Source organism: Streptomyces gossypii (assembly GCF_025165795.1).
Taxonomy (GTDB): Bacteria; Actinomycetota; Actinomycetes; order Streptomycetales; family Streptomycetaceae; genus Streptomyces; species Streptomyces gossypii.
Map to the genome: position 1 here is coordinate 208044 of NZ_JAJAGO010000005.1, position 18843 is coordinate 226886.

General features: G+C 70.6%; 17 protein-coding genes and 1 pseudogene. 10 read left to right on the top strand and 8 right to left on the bottom strand.

The window, feature by feature from the left end:
• Positions 1–2: 2 nt before the first annotated feature.
• On the top strand, positions 3–3065 hold the full coding sequence (locus LHJ74_RS12495; RefSeq protein WP_260218034.1) for an alpha-mannosidase: 3063 nt from the start codon (positions 3–5) through the stop codon (positions 3063–3065).
• Between the two features lie 6 nt (positions 3066–3071).
• On the opposite strand, the pseudogene LHJ74_RS12500 reads toward LHJ74_RS12495, so the two are convergent.
• The 5 genes and pseudogenes from LHJ74_RS12500 to LHJ74_RS12520 form a co-directional block, all read right to left on the bottom strand.
• A pseudogene (locus LHJ74_RS12500) lies at positions 3072–3869 on the bottom strand (cytochrome c oxidase assembly protein); the annotation flags it as partial.
• Positions 3869–4432 (bottom strand): DUF2243 domain-containing protein, encoded by a 564-nt coding sequence (locus tag LHJ74_RS12505; protein ID WP_260218035.1) that lies wholly within the window; start codon positions 4430–4432, stop codon positions 3869–3871. The pseudogene LHJ74_RS12500 and the gene LHJ74_RS12505, both read right to left, overlap by 1 nt.
• 146 nt (positions 4433–4578) lie before the next feature.
• Entirely contained in the window at positions 4579–5139 is a 561-nt protein-coding gene (locus LHJ74_RS12510; protein ID WP_260218036.1) for a hemerythrin domain-containing protein, read from the bottom strand.
• A 183-nt stretch (positions 5140–5322) separates the two neighbouring features.
• The gene (locus LHJ74_RS12515) at positions 5323–6114 is read right to left on the bottom strand and encodes an SAM-dependent methyltransferase (protein ID WP_260218037.1); all 792 of its coding nucleotides are present in this window, start codon (positions 6112–6114) and stop codon (positions 5323–5325) included.
• 408 nt (positions 6115–6522) lie between these two features.
• The gene (locus LHJ74_RS12520) at positions 6523–7128 is read right to left on the bottom strand and encodes a TetR/AcrR family transcriptional regulator (protein WP_260218038.1); all 606 of its coding nucleotides are present in this window, start codon (positions 7126–7128) and stop codon (positions 6523–6525) included.
• 125 nt (positions 7129–7253) lie between these two features.
• On the opposite strand from LHJ74_RS12520, the gene LHJ74_RS12525 reads away from it, so the two are divergent.
• Complete coding sequence (locus tag LHJ74_RS12525; protein WP_260218039.1) at positions 7254–8684, top strand: amidase; 1431 nt, start codon at positions 7254–7256, stop codon at positions 8682–8684.
• Between the two features lie 68 nt (positions 8685–8752).
• A complete protein-coding gene (locus LHJ74_RS12530; RefSeq protein WP_260218040.1) occupies positions 8753–9289 on the top strand; it encodes a DUF2087 domain-containing protein in 537 nt (178 codons plus the stop codon).
• Between the two features lie 474 nt (positions 9290–9763).
• Here the strand turns inward: LHJ74_RS12530 and LHJ74_RS12535 are convergent, their stop codons facing one another.
• On the bottom strand, positions 9764–10498 hold the full coding sequence (locus LHJ74_RS12535; RefSeq protein ID WP_260218231.1) for a dienelactone hydrolase family protein: 735 nt from the start codon (positions 10496–10498) through the stop codon (positions 9764–9766).
• A 112-nt stretch (positions 10499–10610) separates the two neighbouring features.
• Here LHJ74_RS12535 and LHJ74_RS12540 point away from each other — a divergent pair, with 112 nt between their 5' ends.
• Entirely contained in the window at positions 10611–11102 is a 492-nt protein-coding gene (locus tag LHJ74_RS12540; protein ID WP_260218041.1) for a MarR family winged helix-turn-helix transcriptional regulator, read from the top strand.
• Between the two features lie 129 nt (positions 11103–11231).
• On the opposite strand, the gene LHJ74_RS12545 is transcribed toward LHJ74_RS12540, so the two are convergent.
• Together LHJ74_RS12545 and LHJ74_RS12550 are read right to left on the bottom strand one after the other, a co-directional pair.
• Positions 11232–11924 carry a 4'-phosphopantetheinyl transferase family protein gene (locus tag LHJ74_RS12545; protein WP_260218042.1) on the bottom strand — a complete coding sequence of 231 codons (693 nt, stop codon included), beginning with the start codon at positions 11922–11924 and terminating at the stop codon, positions 11232–11234.
• Positions 11914–12771 carry a metallophosphoesterase family protein gene (locus tag LHJ74_RS12550; protein WP_260218043.1) on the bottom strand — a complete coding sequence of 286 codons (858 nt, stop codon included), beginning with the start codon at positions 12769–12771 and terminating at the stop codon, positions 11914–11916. Before LHJ74_RS12550 ends, LHJ74_RS12545 begins: the two co-directional genes overlap by 11 nt.
• A gap of 303 nt (positions 12772–13074) precedes the next feature.
• Between LHJ74_RS12550 and LHJ74_RS12555 the strand changes: the two genes are divergently transcribed.
• The 6 genes from LHJ74_RS12555 to LHJ74_RS12580 all read left to right on the top strand — a co-directional run bounded on the left by LHJ74_RS12555 (position 13075) and on the right by LHJ74_RS12580 (position 18773).
• Positions 13075–13845, top strand: a complete 771-nt coding sequence (locus LHJ74_RS12555) for a helix-turn-helix domain-containing protein (RefSeq protein WP_260218044.1) — start codon at positions 13075–13077, stop codon at positions 13843–13845.
• 244 nt (positions 13846–14089) lie between these two features.
• Positions 14090–15142, top strand: coding sequence for an iron-siderophore ABC transporter substrate-binding protein (locus LHJ74_RS12560; RefSeq protein WP_260218045.1), 1053 nt, complete (start codon positions 14090–14092; stop codon positions 15140–15142).
• A gap of 8 nt (positions 15143–15150) precedes the next feature.
• Complete coding sequence (locus LHJ74_RS12565) at positions 15151–16212, top strand: FecCD family ABC transporter permease (protein ID WP_260218232.1); 1062 nt, start codon at positions 15151–15153, stop codon at positions 16210–16212.
• Positions 16209–17261, top strand: a complete 1053-nt coding sequence (locus tag LHJ74_RS12570) for a FecCD family ABC transporter permease (protein WP_260218046.1) — start codon at positions 16209–16211, stop codon at positions 17259–17261. Before LHJ74_RS12565 ends, LHJ74_RS12570 begins: the two co-directional genes overlap by 4 nt.
• Positions 17258–18088 (top strand): ABC transporter ATP-binding protein, encoded by an 831-nt coding sequence (locus LHJ74_RS12575; protein WP_260218047.1) that lies wholly within the window; start codon positions 17258–17260, stop codon positions 18086–18088. The genes LHJ74_RS12570 and LHJ74_RS12575 overlap by 4 nt, the downstream gene beginning before the upstream one ends.
• On the top strand, positions 18048–18773 hold the full coding sequence (locus LHJ74_RS12580; RefSeq protein WP_375546731.1) for an MSMEG_1061 family FMN-dependent PPOX-type flavoprotein: 726 nt from the start codon (positions 18048–18050) through the stop codon (positions 18771–18773). The genes LHJ74_RS12575 and LHJ74_RS12580 overlap by 41 nt, the downstream gene beginning before the upstream one ends.
• The last annotated feature ends 70 nt before the right edge of the window (positions 18774–18843 follow it).

An 18843-nucleotide genomic window follows, 5' to 3' on the forward strand; every position in this document is an offset into this window, starting at 1 on the left:
CCATGCACGACGACCGCACGCTGACCGAACGCCGGCTCGCCCGGGTACTCGACCAGCGTCTCAGGCCCGCAGTCCACGTCCGAAGCCTCCCGCTCGAGGTGAGCGTCCACCACGTCTTTGGCGAACCCGCCCCCGTGAGCGAGGGAATCGCCGGACCCTACAAGCCGGTCAGCACCGGCGAGTACTGGGGCCCGGCCTGGTCGACCAGCTGGTTCAGGATCCGTGGCACCGTCCCCACCGACTGGGCGGGGGAGCGGGTCGAAGCGGTGCTCGACCTCGGCTTCGGCGCCACCCAGCCCGGTTTCTCCGCCGAAGGACTCGTGTACCGCGCCGACGGCACCCCCGTGAAGGCCCTCAACCCGCGCAACACCTGGCTCCTCATAGCCGAACGGGCAGAGGGCGGTGAGGACTTCGAGTTCCACATCGAGGCCGCCGCCAACCCCCTGATCTTCGACTCCGACACCGCGGGCGACCCCTTCGTCCCCACGCGCGCCGGTGACGTCGCCCCCTGGCTGCGCGCCGAGGGGCACACCGGGCCTGTCGGTGAACCGCTGTACCGGCTGACCCGCATGGATCTCGCCGTCTTCGACGAGACCGTCTGGGAGCTCGTCCAGGACCTCGACGTCCTGTCCGGGCTCATGCACCAACTGCCCGAGGACTCCACCCGCCGCAGCCAGATCCGGTACGCGGTGAGCACAGCCCTCGACGCGATCGACCTCCAGGACATCGGCGGCACCGCCGGACAGGCCAGGACGCTGCTGGCCCCTGCGCTCTCCGCACCGGCGCACGCGGGCGCCCACCGCATCTCGGCCATCGGCCACGCCCACATCGACACAGCCTGGCTGTGGCCGGTACGCGAAACAGTCCGCAAAGCGGCCCGCACCGTCTCGAACGTGACCGCGCTGATGGACGACCACCCCGACTTCCGTTTCGTCATGTCACAGGCCCAGCAACTGGCCTGGCTCAAGGAGCAGCGCCCCGAGGTGTACGCCCGGGTGCTGCAGAAGGTGGCGACCGGGCAGTTCCTGCCGACCGGCAGTCTCTGGGTCGAGCCCGACACCAACCTCTCGGGCGGCGAGTCCCTGGTCCGCCAGTTCGTCCACGGCAAGCGGTTCTACCTGGAGGAGTTCGGCGTGGAGACGCGCGACATGTGGCTGCCCGACACCTTCGGCTACAACGCCGCGCTGCCCCAGCTCATGAAGCTCGCCGGCATCGACTGGTTCCTGACGCAGAAGATCTCCTGGAACACCACGAACGCGTTCCCGCACCACACCTTCTGGTGGGAGGGCATCGACGGCTCCCGTGTCTTCAGCCACTTTCCGCCCGTCGATTCCTACAACGGCGACCTCTCCGGTGCCGACATCGGCCACACCGAACGCAACTTCCGCGACAAGGGGGCTGCCAACCGCTCCCTGGTGCCGTTCGGCTACGGCGACGGCGGGGGCGGCCCCACTCGCGAGATGCTGGCGCGCGCCGGCCGGCTCGCGAACCTGGAGGGCTCCGCGAAGGTCGAGATGGAGGGGCCCGCAGACTTCTTCACCAAGGCCCACGAGGAATACCCCGATGCGCCGGTCTGGGTCGGCGAGCTCTACCTGGAACTCCACCGGGGCACACTCACCAGCCAGCTTGCCACCAAACAGGGCAACCGACGCAGCGAACACCTGCTGCGGGAGGCAGAACTGTGGTCGGCCACGGCCGCGCTGCGGACCGGTGAGGCATATCCGTACGCCGCGCTCGACCGGATATGGAAGACCGTCCTGCTGCACCAGTTCCACGACATCCTGCCCGGCTCCTCCATCGCCTGGGTGCACCGGGAAACGGAGAACGCACACAAGGAAGTCGCCCGCGAACTGAACACCCTCATCGACACCGCCCAGCGTGCCCTGGCCGGACCGGCAGACGCCGATGGCGGCGGCGTCGTCTTCAACGCCGCCCCGCACAGCCGCGACGGGGTGCCCGCACTCGCCGCCGCACCCCGCACCACACCACTGCGGACGGCGCCCGTACGACCAGGCCACAACGGCAGCCTCGTCCTGGACAACGGTCTGGTGCGGATCACGGTCGACACCCGTGGACTGATCACCTCCGCCTACGACCTGGCAGCCGGACGCGAAGCGCTCGCCCCCGGGGCGGTGGGCAACCTGCTCCAGCTCCACCAGGACTTCCCCAACCAGTGGGACGCCTGGGACGTCGACGCGTTCTACCGCAACACCGTGCAGGACCTCACCCAAGCCGACCAGGTCACGGCCCACGACGAGGGCATCGAGGTCGTATGGAGCGTCAACCGGTCGCGCATCCGGCAACTGCTGACCCTGCGAGAAGGCGCCCGCCGGCTCGACATCGACACCACCCTCGACTGGCGCGAGCGCGAGAAGATCCTCAAGGCCGCGTTCCCCTTCGACCTCCGGGCCGGCAATTCCACCAGCGAGATCCCCTTCGGCCACGTCCAGCGGCCCACCCACTCCAACACCAGCTGGGACGCGGCCCGCTTCGAGATCTGCGCCCACCGCTTCCTGCACCTCGCGGAGCCAGGCTGGGGGGCGGCGCTGGTCAACGACTCCACCTACGGCCACGACGTCACCCACGACGTCCGCCCCGACGGGGGAACGACGACCACCGCCAGGCTCTCGCTCCTGCGCGCCCCGCTCTTCCCTGACCCGGAGACCGACCAGGGCGAACACCGGTTGCGCTACGGCCTGGTGATCGGCGCGGACATCGGCGACGCCGTCCGCGAGGGCTACCGTTTCAACCTTGCCGAACGTACCGTCGCCGGCACAGCCGTCGTCGCCCCACTGGCCGAGGTCGACAACAGCGGTGTCGTGATCGAGGCGGTCAAACTCGCGGACGACTGCTCAGGAGACGTGATCGTGCGTCTTTACGAGTCGCTCGGCGGGCGCGCCACGACGATCCTGCGCGCCGGATTCCCCCTGACCACCGCCACCATGACCGACCTGCTCGAACGGCCCTTGGCCGACGGACCCGACCTGCCCGTCACCGCCGACGGCGTTCCGCTCGTCCTGCGCCCGTTCCAGATCGTGACGGTGCGGCTGACGCCGCGCGCCTGATCCGACACCAGCGCGCGGGCGACGGGGGTCGGGGCGCCAGGTGGCGACCAGGGCGGCGGCCAGCAGCAGCTCGGCGATGTCGCCGCCGTAGTACATGACCTCAGCGCCTGCCTGGACCTGGTAGACCGGTGCGTGGATATCGACCCAGAAGCCGCCGTACATCAACTGGGAGATCACCGCGTGTGCCGCGATCGCCACCCCGAGACAGACCAGCCGGGCGGGCACGCCCGGCCGGGCGGGGGCGGGGTCGGGGCCGCCGATGACGTAGGCGAACAAGCACCCGGACAGCAGGAAGTGCGCGTGGAGCAGCCAGTGTGCTGCCGGACTGCCCATGGTCGCGTTGTACAGGGGGGTGAAGTAGAGCAGCACGAGACTGCCCGTCGACAGCACCAGCGCGACCACGGGGTGGGCGAGCACGTGGACGGGTGGACTGTGCAGCACGGCGGTCAGCTGCCGTCCCCCGGCCGCGGGCAACGTGCGCAGCAGGAGGGTGACGGGGGCCGCGAGGACGAGCGCGAGCGGCGCGTACATGCCGATGAGCATGTGCTGGGCCATGTGGCCGCGAAAGTCCTCATGCGCGAAAGGGGCCACGGGAGGCAGCAGTGCCACCCCGAGCAGGACGGTTCCGGTCAGGAAGCCGGTCGTCCGCCACCGGCTCCAGCCCAGAGCCGGGTTGCGGCGGCACGCACGGCGGACGAGCAGCAGGTAGGCGCCGGCGGCCGCCGGCAGGACGAGCGCGGGCAGCAGCGTCTCCACGATGCTGCTGCCCGCTTCGTGCCCGTGCGCGGGCATGTCATGGCCCATCAGACGCGCCGGCCCTCACTCCGTCCAGCCGGGGCATGCGGATCGAACGGCTGGCCGCTGCGCTGGAGCAGGAAGCCGCCGGCGGCCAGCAAGGCCCCCAGGACGAGGAAGCCGAGGTCCCACCAGATCTGGCCGTCTCCGGCGTAGACGTGGTGGATACCGAGGATGTGGTGGTCCAGGACGCCTTCGACGAGGTTGAACACGCCCCAGCCGACGAACATCCAGCCCCACAGCACCCGTGAGGTCCACAGCCGCCGCCGGTTGTGGCTGACCCGCGAGTACAGGATGGCCAGCCCGAGCAGGACCGAGAGCCAGCAGACGGTGTGGAAGATTCCGTCCCACAGAGTGTTCATCTCCAGGCCGGAGACCGTGTGGGCGTTGTAGTACTTCACCCCGATGTGGTCCTGGTCAGTGCTGGAGAGCATGTGGTGCCACTGAAGCAGCTGGTGCAGCAGGATGCCGTCGACGAACCCGCCCATCCCCACACCGAGCACGATGCCCGGCAACCGGATACTCCTGGGCCGTGAGAGGCTCGCCCGCACCTCGCCCCTCGTGGTGGCCATCGCCCGTCTCCGCTCCTGCTCCTGGACTCCGCTGGAAGGTGCCTCAGTCGCAGGGTCCCCTCTCCGCGGCACTCACGCGTGCGCAGGCCCGCCATCCGGCCCAATGACCATCTCGGGCCGCTTCCGGTGCTGCGCGATGGCTGGTGTCAGCCCTTACCGCGGCCGGACACCAGGTCGCGGGCGCGGTCCACCAGTCCCATTCCGGGGGTCAGGAGCTTGTTGCCCGGCGGGGTGTCCGGCGCGGAGGGGTGGGGGCGGGTGGGGGCGGTCTTCTTCGCGGTGCGGATCTTGTCGCCCAGCTCGTCCAGCGCTTCGGGGGTGCAGGCTGCGGCCAGCAGGGGGAAGAGCTGGTTCTCCTCGTCGCGCAGATGCTTGCTCACATCGACCTTCAGCTTTGCCACCAGATGGTTGAACTGCGGATCCCCCGCGTCGAGTCCTTCCACCTCCTTGAGGAGCTGCTCCACCGTGGCGTGCTCGGAGAGTTCCCTGTCCGCGATCTCGTCCCCGCCCGCGACGTGCTCGCGCACCGCCGGGTACAGGTGCTGCTCCTCGGCGACCGAGTGCCGTACCAGCTCGATGGTCAGCTCGTCGACCAGTTTCCGGCGCCGCTTGTCACCGACCGGCTGGGCCTCGATCTTCTCGAACAGCTCGTCGACCTCGCGATGGTCGGTGGTGAGTTCTGCGATCACATTTCCGCTGTGTCCCATGATGGGAGTTCCCTCCGCTTGCGGTGTGAGCTGACAACAGCTCACCGTGCCCCCGCAGTACCCCTCCAGCCCTGCAGCACGCACAGCCCCGCAGACAGGATTGAGCGGACCGCCTGACCGACGTGCGCAGGGCGATCGGGGACGCCGTCACCGCACCCCGCGCACGAGGGCGCTACCGGAGGTTCAGGGCTTGCGCCCGATGCCGCCGAACGTCATGGCCTCCCTCTCGGGAGGGCTGGACACGCGCCAGTGGGAGCAGGAGGCGATACCCGGTTCGAGGAGGTCCAGGCCGTCGAAGTAGCCGCGGACCTGATCCAGGTCGCGCAGGCGGTAGGGCACAGATCCGCCGTCGTCGTACCCCTGCTGGGCGGCTTGCAGCTGCTCGTCGCCGTCGGTGCTCTCGTACAGCACCAGGTGACTGCCCGCGGGCAGGGGCTCCAGCAGCCGTGCGACGATCGAGCGGGCCTCCTCGTAGCTGTCGACGTGGCCCAGGATGCCCATCAGCATCAGGGCGATGGGCTGATCGAAGTCGAGCCGCTCGCGCGCCGCCTCCAGGATGGACTCCGGCCGGTGCACATCGGCGTCGATGTAGCCGACGCGATCACTGACAGGGCCCGTGAGGATTGCACGGGCATGCGTCAGCACCAGCGGGTCGTTGTCGACATAGAGGACGCGGCACTCCGGCGCCGCGCGCAGCGCGACCTCGTGGGTGTTCTCGGCAGCGGGCAGGCCGGTGCCGATGTCCAGGAACTGACGGATACCCACTTCGGCGGCCAGATGGTGAACACCCCTGCTCAGGAAGCCCCGAGCCGCCTGCGCCATGAAGACGATGTCCGGGTAGAGCTTCGCGTATTCGTCCCCGGCCTCGCGGTCGACCCTGTAGTTGTCCTTGCCTCCGAGCCAGTAGTTCCAGATCCGTGCCGAATGCGGCACCGAGGTGTCAACAACGCTGTCTGCCTCGGACTGCTCCGTCATCTGCGGCCTCTCGTCGGGTTGTTGGAGTGGGAGGGCCACGATTCCACGACGAAGAGCGGGGTGGAATCCGAACCGTCGGATGGCATATGCCATTCCATGGAGGCGGCGTCAGAGCGCACTCAGCCGGTCGGTCGACCGGGTTCGCCGGTCAACGAGGCGCGGTGTCCGCTGCGCGGCAGGGCGTAGAGGAAGGGGCTGGGCCTCGCCGTCCCAGAAGACGTCCAGGGTGTCCCGTCCACAGAGTGGAACCCGTCATGGGTCGTCGCGCCCCGTCAGCCTGCTTGCTGCGGTGACCCTGGCCGCAGCCGGCCTCGGGGCCGCGTCCGGTTGTGACAGTCAGCAGGAGGCCGACGGCAGCGGCCGGCAGGAATCCGGCGGCGACGCGGAGGTGCGGGCGCACCCCGCCCTTCACGTCGACTCCCAGAGGGCGGCCAGGTGCGCGTGGAGGACGTCGTGTGCCTCGTGCGGGGTGAGGTGGCCGATGAGGACGTGCGCGGTGAGGCCGTCCGCGAGGGCGAGGAGGGTGCGGGCCTCGCGTTGCGGATCGAGGGGCATGGCGCAGTCGGCGCCGTGCCCCTCGCCGGCTTCCGCGATGAGGCGGGTGAACGTCTCCTGCAGGGTCGCGTAGTTAGCCGTCAGCGTCCTGGCGAGCGGCTTGCTGACAGCCGCCTGCGCGAGGAAGGCGAGCCAGACCCTGGCCTCGGCGCGGTGCTCTTCCCGGAGCAGTGAGATCTCGGTGGCCGCGTGGCCCAGGGCGGTGCCGGCCGACTGGGCCGGGCTCCTGACGAGGCGGGCCCGTACGCGCTCGCTGATCCGCTCGCCGATGTGCCCGAGAGCGAACACGAGCATCTCTTCCTTGGTGCGGAAGCACCGCTGGACCGCGCCCATCGACACCTGCGCGCGGGCGGCGACGTCGCGAAGGGTCACGCCCTCCAGCCCGCGTTCATCGGCGAGGCGGCACACGGCCTCGGCGATGAGGCGGCGTCGGCTCGCGTGATCCACCTGCCTGGGCATGCCTGGTCGCCTCCCTGTTTCCCAGCGCTCTGTTTCGCAGTGCACTTTATGCGATGCGCTCGTATCGGTTCCAGGGTACGGTTCCGATGCAAGCGCATTGGTACGTGGATGGGGAAGGTAAAGCCATGCAGGACGCCCTGTGGAAGATGCCGGCCGCCGCGCAGGCGGAGGCTGTGCGCAGCGCGGCCGTCTCAGCTGTCGAACTGGTCGACAGCCACCTGGATCGCATCGCCGAGGTCAACCCGCAGGTGAACGCGGTCACGCAGCTCCTGGCGGAGCGCGCACGCGAGGCCGCGGCACAGACGGACCGTCGGCGGGCCGCCGGTGAAACGCTGGGACCGCTCGCGGGCGTGCCCTTCACGGTGAAGGAGAGCACCGCCGTCGAAGGCGTGCCGACCACGTTCGGCACGGAGCGCTTCCGCGATCTGGTGGCGCCGGCAGACGCACCCCCGGTGGCGCGGCTGCGCGCGGCCGGGGCCATCCCCATCGGGCACGGCAACATCCCCACCCTGATCCTGGCGGGGATGCACACGCGCAGCGAGCTGTTCGGCGACACGCTCAACCCGTGGGACAGCAGCCGGACCCCGGGCGGCTCCAGCGGGGGCGACGCGGTGGCCGTCGCCACGGGCATGGCGGCGCTCGGGCTCGGCAACGACTCTGGCGGGTCAGTGCGCATCCCGGCCCAGTTCTGCGGTGTGGCCGGGCTGAAGCCGTCCACGGGCCGGTTCCCCGCCGACCACCGCGTACTCGGCCCGGCCGACCCCGGCCCGGCGTCCCAGATGCTGGTCACCGACGGCCCGCTGGCCCGGAGCGTGGGCGACCTGCGGCTGGCCTACGAAGTGCTGGCCGGGACCGATCCGCGAGACCCACGCGCCGTGCCGGTACCCGCATACGGCGAACCGCTCCCCGGACGCGCGAAGGTCGCGGTCGTGGCGGACCCTGGCGGGCACGGCGTCCACCCCACGATTCGCGAAGCCGTCGCGACCGCGGCCGACGCGCTCCGCGACGCCGGATACGACGTGCGCGAGGTACAGGACGTACCGCGGATGGAAGAGGCCCTGGAGGCGTACGGCCGGATCGCTGTGACCGAGTTCGCCCCGAACTGGCCGGTGGTGCGCGAGCTGCTCGGCAAAGGCGGGGACCGCTATATCGAGATGGCGATGGAGCAGACCCCGCCCGCAAGCGCGGCAGAGTTCATGACGCTGATGGGCACCTGGATGAACATCCGCCGCTCGTGGGCCGAATTCCTCGACGAATACCCGCTGTTGCTCGGCCCGGTCTTCACCGAACCACCGGTCGAGCCGGGGCTGGAGTCGCGTGACAGGCCAGGGCGGGACCGTGTCGCGTCGGGCATGCGCCTGTGCACCGTGACCAGCTTCGTCGGCGTACCCGGTGTGGCCATACCGACCGGGGTGGTCGGCGGGCTCCCCTCCGGAGTACAGATCGTCGGGCGCGCGTTCCGCGAGGACCTGTGCCTGGGCGCGGCCCAGGCGATCGAGGACCGGCTCGGAGTTCTCACACCGGTCGGCCCGCGCGTGGGAGGCCGGACCGATTGAGCCGCTTGTAGCGACGCCAAAGGCTCCCGCGACGACCGGCGTCCGGAACGACAACCGGAGAGGACATCATGAACACTGCCCCCACCGAGGACCATCCGCCCTCCTGCCGCGACCTGGTAGGTATCCTCGCCCAGACCGACCGGCGCGCCGCCTACGCGGCCCTCGTCCTCGGCGCGGCCTCCGTGGCGGAGGTCGCCGAACTGGCCCAGCTCCGCCCACCGGCCGCTGCCGCGGCGCTTCAGAAGCTGACGGAGGGCCGGATCGCCGCCTTCGACAGCGAAAAGCGTACGTACACGCTGCTCGACGACACGTTCCGGCTCGCAGTCCAGGCCGAGGTCAGGGTCTCCGGCCGGAGCAGCGGAGACGGGGCGGGCTCCTACTTCCGCCGTGGTCGGCTCACGTCCATTCCGGGCAAGGCGGAGGTACGCGATCGTGTTCTGGCCGTGGTGAAGGACTCGTTCGAGCATGGCGTGACGTACTCCGAGGCCAAGGTCAACGCGATCTGCGGCGAATGGTTCGACGACTGGGTGAGCCTGCGCCGTGCCCTCGTGGACGAGGGCCTGTTGCGCCGAAACGAGTCCGGCACCACCTACGAGCGCGTCTGACGGATGGTGCGCGTGGTGGGGCGACGCCCGCACACTCACGGATGTCGTCGCGCGGGCTGGACCTGGCCGCTCTCGCACCCACCCACCCACCCACCGACCCACCCTCCTTCCGCCGGCTACGTGGCCGGGTGCAGGCGCTTGCGCTTGCGTTTGCGGGCGTCGCGGAACGCGGCGAGGCCGGTGTGCTCTCCCGGGGCTGCCGAGCGTGGGCGGCGGTGCGGTCGTGCGCGGTGCGGCAGTCGGGGCACAGGTCCCGGCCGCTGCCGGGCTCCGGCCGGAACAGGCGGGGCTGGGTGTGGCGGGTGCGGCACTCGCGCATGCCGGTGATGCGGGGCTGGGGCTCCGGTGTCGCTGGTGACGGGGGTGGGGGAGGGGGCGGTTCGGGCAGTGCGTGTTCGAGGCGGCGGCGCAGGGCGCCGAGCGGTTTGCGGGCGCTGGTCAGGCCCTCGGTGAGGGCGATGGCACGCGGAGCTTTCAGCTGTGGGTCAGGGTGCGGTCGAGGAGGGGGAGCAGGCGGTCCCAGTGGCGTTGCAGCCCGGCGGGGTCGAAGGCGTCGGTGTCGGACATGGTGAAGCCGTGGACGGTGCCGGGGTAGATCTCGGAGGTGTAGCCGACGCCTGCCGTGTCCAGGGCCTGGTTGAGCTCGCCGAGGGCCTCGGGCGTCAGGTCTGTTTCGGCGTGGCCGAGGTGGACCTGGGCGGTGAGCTTGTGCAGGCTCTCGGGCCCGTCGGCGCCCACGGGGCCGTGGAATGCGGCGACGGCGGCCACCTGGCCGGGGTGGGCCACGGCGGTGCGCGTAGCGAGGAGGCCGCCTATGCAGTAGCCGGTCACCGCGACCGGTCCGGCGCCGACCTCGGGCTGGGCGGTGAGGAACCTGAGGTAGGCGTCGGCATCGCTCAGGACGCGTTCGGTGGTGTGCGCCTCGATCAAGGGCATCAGCTGGGCGATGATCGCGGGCCGGACGTCTTCTCCGATGTGCTCGGGAAGTTCGACCAGCGGGGTCTGGCCCTGTCGGTAGAAGAAGTTGGGGACCAGCACGTAGTACCCGTGACCGGCCAGTTCGCGGGCCATCTCCCGCAGCGCGGGCCGGATGCCGAAGGCGTCCGCGTACATCAGCACCCCAGGATGCCGCTCGCCCTGGTCGGGGAAGGCGGCGAAGGCGTCGGCCTGGCCGTCCGTGGTGGGAATCTGCAACATCTTGGTGGGAATGGTGGATCTTCCTTCCTGGGAGTTCACCGAACTGACGTTTGGCGCACCAACGTTTTCGGCGTGCGTGAACGTACATCGTTAGTCGCACTAACGCAACGGTAGGCTCAGCGCCATGAGCAGAGCCGAAGCCCCGGACATGCCCGACGACGGCCCGCCCAAGACGCCCGGCAGGCTGCGTCGACGGGCGAGCAGGCAATTGTCGCAGCTGACCATGCGGTCGGACCGGCTGATCAACGAAGGGCTGGCCCAGGTCGACGCCCGCAAGTGGCACTACGCCGTGCTCGCCTCGCTACAGGATTACGGGCCCGGCAGCCAGGCGGCGCTGAGCGGACGCACGGGCATCTACCGCAGCGACATGGTCGGGGTGCTCAACGAACTGGCCGAGCGTGACCTCGTCGAGCGGGCGCCGGACCCCGGCGACCGGCGCCGCAACATCATCACGATCTCCGCCCGAGGCCGCCGTCACCTGCGCCGCCTCGACACGGTCCTGGACGACCTCCACGAAGAACTGCTCGCGCCGCTGAATCCGGCCGAACGCGACCAGTTCATGCAACTGCTCACCCGCTTGCTGGACCACCACACCCGATCTCCCGACCCCGAGTAGTGGCGTCCGGCATCAGCCTTTCAGCGAGCTGCCGGGGGGGGGCGAGGCTGGTGGCAGGTGCTGGTCGCCGTCGGGAGGTACTTTCGGCTGACGGTGCGACAGAGGTACGGGGCAGGGTGGGGGGCGGGCTCAAGCGTGTGGAACACCTATCGCGGTGGCGACCAGGCCCTGGCCGACGGTCCACCGTCCATCGAAGTGTCCGAGTCGGCGGCCGCCCACCAGCGGTCCGGGGACGAGCAGCTCGGCGCGGAAGCGGCCGTGCGGGGCCGTAGGTCCCGTGGGCCCGGGGTCCGCGTGGACCTCGATGTCCGCCTCTGTGAAGTCCAGCCATTTCCCGGTCAGAGGAAACCACGCCTTGTAGACGGACTCCTTCGCGCTGAACAGCAGCCGGTCCCAGTGGATGGCGGGCTGCCGCACGGCCAGCTGCGTCAGGCGCTCCCGCTCGGCGGGCAGCGAGACGGAGGGCAGGATGCCGTCCGGGAGAGGGGCGTGGGGTTCGGCGTCGATACCGAGGGAGGCCAGGTCGGCGGCGCGGGCCAGGGCGGCGGCGCGGTAGCCGTCGCAGTGGGTCATGCTGCCGACCAGGCCCTCCGGCCAGCACGGGGCGCCGCGCTCGCCGGGCAGCACAGGCTGCGGCGGCACGCCGAGCTTCTCCATGGCACGGCGGGCACAGGCACGCACCGCGCCGAACTCGCGGCGGCGCTTTTCCACCGCCCGCGCCACGATCGCCAGTTCCTCGGGGTACAGGGGGGCGTGGTCGGCCTCGTCGTCACCGCGTGACTCCACGGCCACCACCGACTCCGGGAGCAGCTCATCGATCACCGGCCGGGACCTCCATCGGCAGTATGCGGCGCAGTCTGCCGGGTGGGATCGACCGCTTGCGCCACTCGCGGGGATATCCCACTGACACCTCTTCGAAGCGGACGCCCTCGTGCCAGGTGGTCCGCGGGATGTGCAGATGGCCGTAGACCATGGCGGCCGGGCGGAATCGGCGGTGCCAGTCGGCGGTCAGCCGGGTGCCGCACCACATCGCGAACTCCGGGTACCACAGGACGTCCGTGGGATGACGGTCCAGCGGGTAGTGGTTGACGAGGACGGTGGGCAGGTCGTCGGGGAGCAAGGCGAGCCGGCGTTCGGTCTCGGCCACCCTGGCGCGGCACCACGCTTCGCGGCTCGGGTAGGGGTCGGGGTGCAGCAGGTACTCGTCGCTGCATACGACTCCGGTGCTGTGCGCGTAGGCCAGTCCCTCGTCCTTGGTGGTGCAGCCGGACGGCAGGAAGCTGTAGTCGTACAGCAGGAACAGCGGTGCCACGGCGACCGGGCCGCCGGGGCCGTCCCAGACCGGATAGGGGTCCTCGGGGGTGGTCACGCCCAAGTCGCGGCACAGCTCGACCAGGTGTTCGTAACGGGCGGCGCCGCGCAAGGTGTTGGCGTCCTTGGGATGGGTCCACAGTTCGTGGTTCCCCGGGGCCCAGACGACCTTGCGGAAACGGCTCGCCAGCGTCTTGAGGGCCCAGCGGATGTCGGCGACGGTCTCGGCGACGTCCCCGGCCACGAGCAGCCAGTCGTCGGCGGACTCGGGCTCCATGCGCTCGACGAGGGCACGGTTCTCGGCGTAACCGATGTGGAGGTCGCTGATGGCCAGCAGATGCCCGGTACCGCCCGCCATCGATGTCCCCTCTCATCTCCCCCGCGAACGGCACCACAAGAACACACCGGCGGTATCCGGGCAAGAGTGCCAGTGCCAGTGCCAGTGCCAGTGCCGGGTGCCACCGGCATGTGCTCGGTGACCGGAAATTGGCTGGGCAGCGCAGGGCTGGGCAGCGCAGGGCTGGGAGTGGGCCGTGCATGGCAGAACCGACGACGCGGTGCGGGGCGGCGTTGGGAGCGATCCAGCGGTATCGGAAGATGGCCGGGGCGCCGGACGGACGACGGGCTGAGCGCGCAGGTCGAGTGAGCGGGGGTGGGCGGGATGAGGGAGGTTCGTACTCTGCCGGTCGTCGCCGCGGGTGCGGTGGAGATGCCGTCCGGCATCCAGGGGTATGACGAGGTCGTCGCGTGCGACACCACCTGGGGCGAGCACTCCCATGCCTTCCACGAGCTGCTCTGGAATGAGCGCGGAGCGTCCACCGCCGTGGTCGGGGCCCGGGTCTGGACGATCACGCCTTCCCTGGGGCTGTGGATGCCCGCCGGCACGCTGCACTCCGGTTCGGCGGTGGCCGGGACGTGGTTCCGGGCCGGGTTCTTCGGTTTCCACACGACGCCGTCCCTCTCGGACGTACCGGTGACCGTCGAGATCACCCCGCTGCTGCGGCTGCTGCTCGAACGGCTCGGTGAGCCGCGGCTGTCCCCCGCCTCCCGTGCGACCACGGAGGCGATGATCCTCGACGCGGTCGAACCGTCGCCCCGCGAACTGCTCGTGCACGCACCCACGTCGGCATTCCTGCGTCCGGTCGCCGCGGCACTCCGGGAGAATCCGGGTGACCAGCGCACGCTCGGGGACTGGGCGGCGGAGCTGGGGGTGAGCACCCGCACTGTCACGCGCGCCTTCAACGCGGAGACCGGCACCAGTTTCGCGCGCTGGGTCGCGGCGGTCCGGGCTCAGCACGCTGTCGCTCTCCTCGCTCTCGGCTGGGAGGTGGAGGCCGTGGCGGAGCAGGTCGGCTACCGGTCCGCGAGTGCGTTCGGGGCTGCGTTCCGGCGGACGACCGGGCTTACTCCGGGCACGTTCCGAGCGTCCTGAGCATCACCTTCGAGCACACCCACGCGGCATGCTTCCTTCCCGTCTGCCGGGCTTCATGTCCCGATCGCTATATCGGTTGTCTCATAAGGCCGATTGCGACACCTGTGCAACTTACTTAGGATGCCAAGGTAAGCCTTACCTAAGTATCGCGCGGTGCGGTGCACACTCCACGACGGCATTCCCGGGACCCCCGGCGTGCGAGGACCAGCACCTCCGGCATCCGGACAAGTGGAGTGACGAACTCATGCGTGCACATCGCCTACGGCTGTCTGCCACGGCAGCCGCTCTCCTGACGCTCGCGGCATGTGGCGGTTCGTCCGCCGCCGACGAGGAGGGCAAGGACAACGGCAGGGATTCGGGGAGTTCCTCGGCCGGGTTCCCGATCACGATCAAGCACGCCCTGGGCAGCACGACCGTCGAGGAGGAGCCGAAGCGCGTCGCCACCGTGAACTGGGCCAACCAGGAGGTCCCGCTGGCACTCGGTGTGGTCCCGGTCGGCATGGCCTCCGCCGACTTCGGCGACGACGACGATGACGGCGTCCTGCCCTGGGTGGAGAAGCGGCTCAAGCAACTGGACGCGAAGACGCCGACCCTGTTCGACGAGACCGACGGCATCGACTTCGAAGCGGTCGCCGGCACCAAGCCCGACGTCATCCTGGCCGCCTACTCCGGGCTGACCGAGAAGGACTACGACACGCTGAGCCGGATAGCGCCCGTGGTGGCCTATCCGGACGCCCCGTGGTCGACTTCGTGGCGCGACGTCATCCGGATGAACAGCAAAGCCATCGGCCTGGCCGACAAGGGCGACGAACTGGTCGGAGAGCTTGACGCCGACATCAAGCGGACGGTCGCCAAGTACCCGCAGCTGAAGGGGAAGTCGGCGATGTTCATGACGCACGTCGACGCCGGGGACGTGAGCAAGGTCGGTTTCTACACGGCGCACGACACCCGGGTCCAGTTCCTGAACGACCTCGGCCTGAAGACTCCGGGCAGCATCGCGAAGGCGTCCGAGGGCACGAAGAAGTTCTCGCTGACGCAGAGCGCCGAGAAGATCGACACGTTCGACGACGTGGACATCGTCACCGGGTACGGCGACGAGAAGGGCAAGCTGCTCAGAACACTCCGGAAGGACGCGCTGCTGTCGAAGATGCCCGCCATCGAGCGCGGCTCGGCCTACCTGCTGCCCGGCAGTTCCTCGCCGCTGGCCACTGCGGCCAATCCGACGCCGCTGTCCCTGACGTGGGTCCTCGAAGACTACGTCGCGGCGCTCGCCGAGGCCGCGGACAAGGTCAAGTGACGGATCAGGTGACGGCGGTCGCCACTCGCCACCTGCCGGACGCGCCGGACGCCCCCGCGCCGCGGCGGCGTCCGGCGCGGGTGCGGGTGCGGGTGCTGTGCCTGCTCGCCGCGATCCTGGTGCTCGCCGCCCTGATGCTGGCCTCCCTGGCCTTCGGCACCCGGGACATCCCCTTGTCCGACGTGTGGTCCGCGCTCGGCGGGGCCGACGCCTCCCTGGGCCAGGCGGCGGCGAGCAAGCGGATCCCCCGTACGGTGCTCGCGGTGCTGATCGGCGCGGCGCTCGGCCTGGCGGGTGCCGTCATGCAGGGCGTCACGCGCAATCCGCTGGCCGACCCGGGCATCCTCGGCGTCAACATGGGAGCCTCGCTCGCCGTCGTCACGGCGGTCGCGTACTTCGGGCTCTCCTCGCCCATCGGCTACATCTGGACCGCCATGGCGGGCGCGGCGCTCGCGGCAGTCTTCGTCTACACGGTCGGAACCCTCGGCCGAGGCGGCGCCACCCCGCTGAAGCTCGCGCTCGCCGGGGCGGCCACCTCCGCCGCGTTCGCGTCACTTGTCACCGCCGTCGTACTGCCCCGCAACGACATCGCCGGCGGCTTCCGGCTCTGGCAGATCGGCGGCGTGGGCGGCGCCTCCTTCGAACGCACCGGACAGGTCGCGCCGTTCCTCGCGGCGGGCTTCGTGATCTGCCTGCTGTCGGCCCGGTCGCTGAACTCGCTCGCCCTCGGCGACGAGCTCGCGGCCGGCATCGGAGAGCGCGTCGCCGTGGCGCGTGCCGTCGCCGCGCTCGGCGCGGTGGTGCTGTGCGGGGCGGCGACCGCGGTGGCCGGGCCGATCGGCTTCGTCGGCCTCGTCGTCCCGCACACCTGCCGGCTGCTCGTCGGTGTGGACCACCGGTGGCTGCTGCCGTTGGCCGCGCTGCTGGGCGCGTCGCTGCTCACCGCCGCCGACGTGGTCGGACGGGTGGTGGCCCGTCCGGCGGAGGTCGACGTGGGCATCGTCACCGCCCTGGTCGGCGCCCCCTTCTTCATCTGGATCGTCCGCAGGCAGAAGGTGCGAGCCCTGTGAGCGCAGACACCCTCACCCAGCCGCCCGCCGTCCGGGCCGTGTCACGTGGCCGCGCCCGGCGCGCGCTGCGGCGGCGTACGGTCGCAGCGGTGCTGACCCTCCTCGTGGTCGCCGTGTTCACCGTGTCACTGATGGCCGGCGACACCTTCTATCCGCTCGACGACGTGCTCCGGGTGGTCCGCGGAGAGCAGGTTCCGGGGGCGTCCTTCACTGTCGGGCGGCTGCGGCTGCCGCGGGCGGTGCTCGCCGTGGTGGCAGGCTTCAGCTTCGGCCTGGCGGGGGTCACCTTCCAGACGATGCTGCGCAATCCGCTCGCCAGCCCGGACGTCATCGGCATCAGTTCGGGCGCGAGCGCCGCCGCGGCCGTGGCGATCGTCACGCTTTCCCTCGACGAGACGCAGGTGTCGGTCCTCGCGGTCGTCGCCGCACTCGTGGTGGCCCTGCTCGTGTACCTCCTCGCCTTCAAGGACGGCGTGGTGGGCATCCGGCTCATCCTGATCGGCATCGGGATCTCCGCGATGCTCGACAGCGTCATCTCCTACGTCCTGTCGCAGGCCGCCGAATGGGACCTCCAGGAGGCGACACGCTGGCTGACCGGCAGTCTCAACAACGCCGCCTGGAAGGAGACCCTGCCCGCACTCGTCGCCCTGGCCGTGCTCGGCCCGGTACTCCTGGCCCAGGCGCGCAGCCTCTCCGCGATGCAACTCGGTGACGACACCGCCTCCGCCCTCGGCGTACGCACCGAACGCACCCGCATCACGGTGATCGTCGCCGCCGTCGTACTGATCGCCTTCGCCACCGCGGCGGCCGGCCCCATCGCGTTCGTCGCGTTCCTGTCCGGACCCATCGCGGCGCGGCTGGTCGGGCCGGGCGGGTCGCTGCTGATGCCCGCGGGGCTCGTCGGCTCCCTGCTCGTCCTCGTCGCCGACTTCGCCGGCCAGAACGCTCTCGGCACCCGCCTGCCCGTGGGCGTCGTCACCGGCGTGCTCGGCGCCCCCTACCTCATCTACCTGATCGTCCGCACCAACCGGACGGGAGGCTCCCTGTGACCACGCATCACTCCCTGGCCGCCGAGGGGCTCAGCCTCGGCTACGGCGACCGCACCGTCATCGACTCCCTCGACCTGGTCGTCCCGCCCGGCCGGATCACCGCGATCGTCGGCGCCAACGCCTGCGGCAAGTCGACGCTGCTGCGCTCCATGTCCCGGCTGCTGGCTCCCCGTACCGGCCGCGTCGTCCTGGACGGCAAGGAGGTGCACCGGATGCCCGCCAGGCAACTGGCACGCACACTCGGCCTGCTGCCGCAGTCACCGGTGGCACCCGAGGGCATCATCGTCGGCGACCTCGTCGGCCGGGGCCGCCACCCGCACCAGGGGATGTTCTCCCGCTGGAACGCCGAGGACGACGCGGCCGTGGCGGCAGCCCTCGAAACGACGGGCACCACCCCGCTCGCCGACCGTGCCATGGACGAGCTGTCCGGGGGGCAGCGCCAGCGCGTGTGGATCGCGATGGCGCTCGCCCAGCACACCGACATCCTCCTGCTCGACGAGCCCACCACCTTCCTCGACGCCAGCCACCAGGTCGAGGTCCTCGACCTCCTGACCGACCTGAACCAGGCGCGGGGTACCACCGTCGTCATGGTCCTGCACGACCTCAACCTCGCCGCCCGGTACGCGGACCACATCCTCGCGCTCGCCGAGGGCCGGCTGCATGCGTCCGGCCCTCCGGCCGAGGTGCTGAGCGAGGACACGGTGCGCGCGGTGTTCGGCCTCGACAGCCGCATCATCGAGGACCCGGTGTCGGGGCGGCCGCTGATGCTGCCGATCGGGCGCCACCATGTCAGGCCGCCCCAGGCCGCGTCCTCGGCGGGCAGGTGACCGGGCCGCCTGTGCCCGACCCGCCTCCGAGCGCCCGCCACTCACCGCAGGAGTTCATGTGCCCCGCACCCCCGCCGCCACCACGCATCCCACTCCCACGCCGCCCGCGCCCGCTTCCGCCGACGGCCGGTCCACCACATCCAGGGCCGGCCTCACCGTGCTGCGCTCACGCACCGAACTGCGGGAACTACTCGACGAGCCGCACCCCGTCGTGATCGACAAAGTGCACGACCAGCTCACCGACGAGGACACCGGCATCCTCGCCCGCTCGCCGTTCTGCCTCCTCGCCACCTCCGACGCACACGGCACCTGCGACGTCTCCCCTCGCGGTGACGCCCCGGGCTTCACCCATGTCGTGGATCCGAGCACGCTGGCACTGCCCGAACGCCCCGGGAACCGGCGCGGCGACAGCCTGCACAACATCCTCGACAACCCGCACGCCGGACTGCTCCACCTCGTACCCGGCAGCCGTGACGTCCTGCGGATCAACGGCAGGGCCCGCATCCTCACCGACGCCCCCTTCTTCGACGCCATGGCCGATGCGGGCCGACGCCCGGCACTCGCCCTGCTCGTCGAGATCGAGGAGATCTACCGGCACTGCCCCCAGTCCCTGCACCGCTCCCGGCTGTGGGACGTGCCTGTGTTCCTCCACCGGTCGGTTGCCTCCGCCGAGGTCCACGAGTGACGCGAATACACCTGGGCAGGTCGTCACGTTGCCCCCGCTCTCACCTTGCGCTGAGACATGAGCCACGCGG

Bases quoted from the DNA above. Each gene is read 5' to 3' on its own strand.
- LHJ74_RS12515 (WP_260218037.1), bottom strand. From the start codon at position 6,114: ATGACGGAGCAGTCCGAGGCAGACAGCGTTGTTGACACCTCGGTGCCG.
- LHJ74_RS12495 (WP_260218034.1), top strand. From the start codon at position 3: ATGCACGACGACCGCACGCTGACCGAACGCCGGCTCGCCCGGGTACTC.
- LHJ74_RS12560 (WP_260218045.1), top strand. From the start codon at position 14,090: ATGCGTGCACATCGCCTACGGCTGTCTGCCACGGCAGCCGCTCTCCTG.
- LHJ74_RS12540 (WP_260218041.1), top strand. From the start codon at position 10,611: ATGAGCAGAGCCGAAGCCCCGGACATGCCCGACGACGGCCCGCCCAAG.
- LHJ74_RS12505 (WP_260218035.1), bottom strand. From the start codon at position 4,432: ATGGCCACCACGAGGGGCGAGGTGCGGGCGAGCCTCTCACGGCCCAGG.
- LHJ74_RS12580 (WP_375546731.1), top strand. From the start codon at position 18,048: ATGTCAGGCCGCCCCAGGCCGCGTCCTCGGCGGGCAGGTGACCGGGCC.
- LHJ74_RS12525 (WP_260218039.1), top strand. From the start codon at position 7,254: ATGCAGGACGCCCTGTGGAAGATGCCGGCCGCCGCGCAGGCGGAGGCT.
- LHJ74_RS12555 (WP_260218044.1), top strand. From the start codon at position 13,075: ATGAGGGAGGTTCGTACTCTGCCGGTCGTCGCCGCGGGTGCGGTGGAG.
- LHJ74_RS12510 (WP_260218036.1), bottom strand. From the start codon at position 5,139: ATGGGACACAGCGGAAATGTGATCGCAGAACTCACCACCGACCATCGC.
- LHJ74_RS12520 (WP_260218038.1), bottom strand. From the start codon at position 7,128: ATGCCCAGGCAGGTGGATCACGCGAGCCGACGCCGCCTCATCGCCGAG.
- LHJ74_RS12530 (WP_260218040.1), top strand. From the start codon at position 8,753: ATGAACACTGCCCCCACCGAGGACCATCCGCCCTCCTGCCGCGACCTG.
- LHJ74_RS12550 (WP_260218043.1), bottom strand. From the start codon at position 12,771: ATGGCGGGCGGTACCGGGCATCTGCTGGCCATCAGCGACCTCCACATC.